Origin of the sequence: Lactiplantibacillus paraxiangfangensis (assembly GCF_036246185.1) — a bacterium.
Classification (GTDB): domain Bacteria; phylum Bacillota; class Bacilli; order Lactobacillales; family Lactobacillaceae; genus Lactiplantibacillus; species Lactiplantibacillus paraxiangfangensis.
In genome coordinates this window covers 2075-5318 of sequence record NZ_BTPW01000054.1, presented here as the reverse complement: position 1 = coordinate 5318, position 3244 = coordinate 2075, and the positions used below count along the sequence as shown (strand labels likewise).

Annotated in this window: 2 rRNA genes; both read right to left on the bottom strand. The window is 49.1% G+C overall.

Annotated elements, in window-relative coordinates:
* Positions 1-117, bottom strand: a 5S ribosomal RNA gene (gene rrf / locus AAA939_RS15125).
* A 71-nt stretch (positions 118-188) separates the two neighbouring features.
* Positions 189-3109, bottom strand: a 23S ribosomal RNA gene (locus AAA939_RS15120).
* Between the last annotated feature and the right edge of the window lie 135 nt (positions 3110-3244).

Below are 3244 nucleotides of genomic sequence, written 5' to 3'. Positions count from 1 at the left end.
GCATGGCAACGTCCTACCCTCGCAGGGAGCGATCCCCCAACTACTCTCGGCGCTAAGAAGCTTAACTTCTGTGTTCGACATGGGAACAGGTGTATCCTTCTCGCCATCGTCGCCACACTACTGAGAACTTGTGCCCTCAAAACTAGCTAATATCAAATATACTTCACATGAACCTGAACACCAATTACTTGGTTAAGTCCTCGACCGATTAGTATTAGTCCGCTTCATGCGTCACCGCACTGCCACTTCTAACCTATCTACCTGATCATCTTTCAGGGGTCTTACTTCCATAAAGGAATGGGAAATCTCATCTCGAGGTCTGTTTCACACTTAGATGCTTTCAGCGTTTATCAGATCCATACGTAGCTACCCAGCGATGCGCCTGGCGGCACAACTGGTACACCAGAGGTATGTCCATCCCGGTCCTCTCGTACTAAGGACAGATCCTCTCAAATTTCCTACGCCCGCGACGGATAGGGACCGAACTGTCTCACGACGTTCTGAACCCAGCTCGCGTACCGCTTTAATGGGCGAACAGCCCAACCCTTGGGACCGACTACAGCCCCAGGATGCGATGAGCCGACATCGAGGTGCCAAACCTCCCCGTCGATGTGGACTCTTGGGGGAGATAAGCCTGTTATCCCCAGGGTAGCTTTTATCCGTTGAGCGATGGCCCTTCCATACGGTACCACCGGATCACTAAGCCCGACTTTCGTCCCTGCTCGACCTGTCTGTCTCGCAGTCAAGCTCCCTTGTGCCTTTACACTCTGCGAATGATTTCCAACCATTCTGAGGGAACCTTTGGGCGCCTCCGTTACTTTTTAGGAGGCGACCGCCCCAGTCAAACTGCCCACCTGACACTGTCTCCCACCACGCTAAGTGGTGCGGGTTAGAGTGGTCATACAGCGAGGGTAGTATCCCACCAACGCCTCCACCGAAACTAGCGTTCCGGTTTCTATGGCTCCTACCTATCCTGTACAAGCTGTACAAACACTCAATATCAAGCTACAGTAAAGCTCCATGGGGTCTTTCCGTCCTGTCGCGGGTAGTCCGCATCTTCACGGACAATATAATTTCACCGAGTCTCTCGTTGAGACAGTGCCCAGATCGTTACGCCTTTCGTGCGGGTCGGAACTTACCCGACAAGGAATTTCGCTACCTTAGGACCGTTATAGTTACGGCCGCCGTTTACTGGGGCTTCAATTCTGAGCTTCGCCGAAGCTAACCCATCCTTTTAACCTTCCAGCACCGGGCAGGCGTCAGCCCCTATACGTCATCTTACGATTTTGCAGAGACCTGTGTTTTTGATAAACAGTCGCCTGGGCCTATTCACTGCGGCTAATCTTGCGATTAGCACCCCTTCTCCCGAAGTTACGGGGTCATTTTGCCGAGTTCCTTAACGAGAGTTCACTCGCTCACCTTAGGATTCTCTCCTCGACTACCTGTGTTGGTTTGCGGTACGGGTAGTTAAATACTCACTAGAAGCTTTTCTCGGCAGTGTGACATCAGACGCTTCGCTACTAAATTTCGCTCCCCATCGCAACTTGTCCTTAAAGTGAAAAGCATTTGACTCTTCACAAGACTTGTTGTTTGGACATTCTAATCCAACAGAATGCACATCTTAGCCTACTGCGTCCCTCCATCGTTCAAACGCATTTAACTAGTACAGGAATCTCAACCTGTTATCCATCGTCTACGCCTCTCGGCCTCGACTTAGGTCCCGACTAACCCTGGGAGGACGAGCCTTCCCCAGGAAACCTTAGTCATTCGGTGGATAGGATTCTCACCTATCTTTCGCTACTCATACCGGCATTCTCACTTCTAAGCGCTCCACAAGTCCTTACGATCTTGCTTCACCGCCCTTAGAACGCTCTCCTATCACGCGACCTAATGGTCGCATCCACGGTTTCGGTAGTATGCTTAGCCCCGGTACATTTTCGGCGCAGGATCACTCGACTAGTGAGCTATTACGCACTCTTTAAATGGTGGCTGCTTCTGAGCCAACATCCTAGTTGTCTATGCAACTCCACATCCTTTTCCACTTAGCATACATTTAGGGACCTTAACTGGTGGTCTGGGCTGTTCCCCTTTCGACGGTGGATCTTATCACTCATCGTCTGACTCCCGGATATGAATCAATGGCATTCGGAGTTTATCTGAATTCAGTAACCCAAGACGGGCCCCTAGTCCAAATAGTGCTCTACCTCCATGATCCTTAATCCGAGGCTAGCCCTAAAGCTATTTCGGAGAGAACCAGCTATCTCCAAGTTCGTTTGGAATTTCACCGCTATCCACACCTCATCCCAGCAATTTTCAACTTACACGGGTTCGGTCCTCCAGTGCGTTTTACCGCACCTTCAACCTGGACATGGATAGGTCACCTGGTTTCGGGTCTACAACCTCGTACTAAAAACGCCCATTTCAGACTCGCTTTCGCTACGGCTCCGACTTTTAAGTCTTAACCTTGCACGGGATCGTAACTCGCCGGTTCATTCTACAAAAGGCACGCCATCACGCATTAACGCGCTCTGACTTATTGTAGGCACATGGTTTCAGGAACTATTTCACTCCCCTTCCGGGGTGCTTTTCACCTTTCCCTCACGGTACTGGTTCACTATCGGTCACTAGGTAGTATTTAGCCTTGGGAGATGGTCCTCCCGGATTCCGACGGAATTTCACGTGTTCCGCCGTACTCAGGATACTGAACTGAGGGAGCTTGATTTAATCTACTGGGCTATCACCATCTATGGCGGATTTTCCCAAATCCTTCGACTATCAAACTCTTTGGTAACTCAAATGTTCAGTCCTACAACCCCAGAGTGCAAGCACTCTGGTTTGGGCTGTTCCCCGTTCGCTCGCCGCTACTTAGGGAATCGAAATTTCTTTATTTTCCTGCTGCTAATGAGATGTTTCAGTTCACAGCGTTTACCTTCAACTAGACTATGAATTCATCTAGTGATAACAGTTGATTAAAACTGCTGGGTTTCCCCATTCGGAAATCTCCGGATCATAGCTTACGTACAGCTCCCCGAAGCATATCGGTGTTAGTCCCGTCCTTCATCGGCTCCTAGTGCCAAGGCATTCACCATGCGCCCTTGTTAACTTAACCTTATTTCCTAACGGAAATACGATTAATTGAGTTTAGCGATTAAACTTCTTTTAAAAAACTCAAAAAACGCGGTGTTCTCGGTTTCATTATGAAAAAATATATTTGATATTATCTAGTTTTCAAAGAACAAGTTTG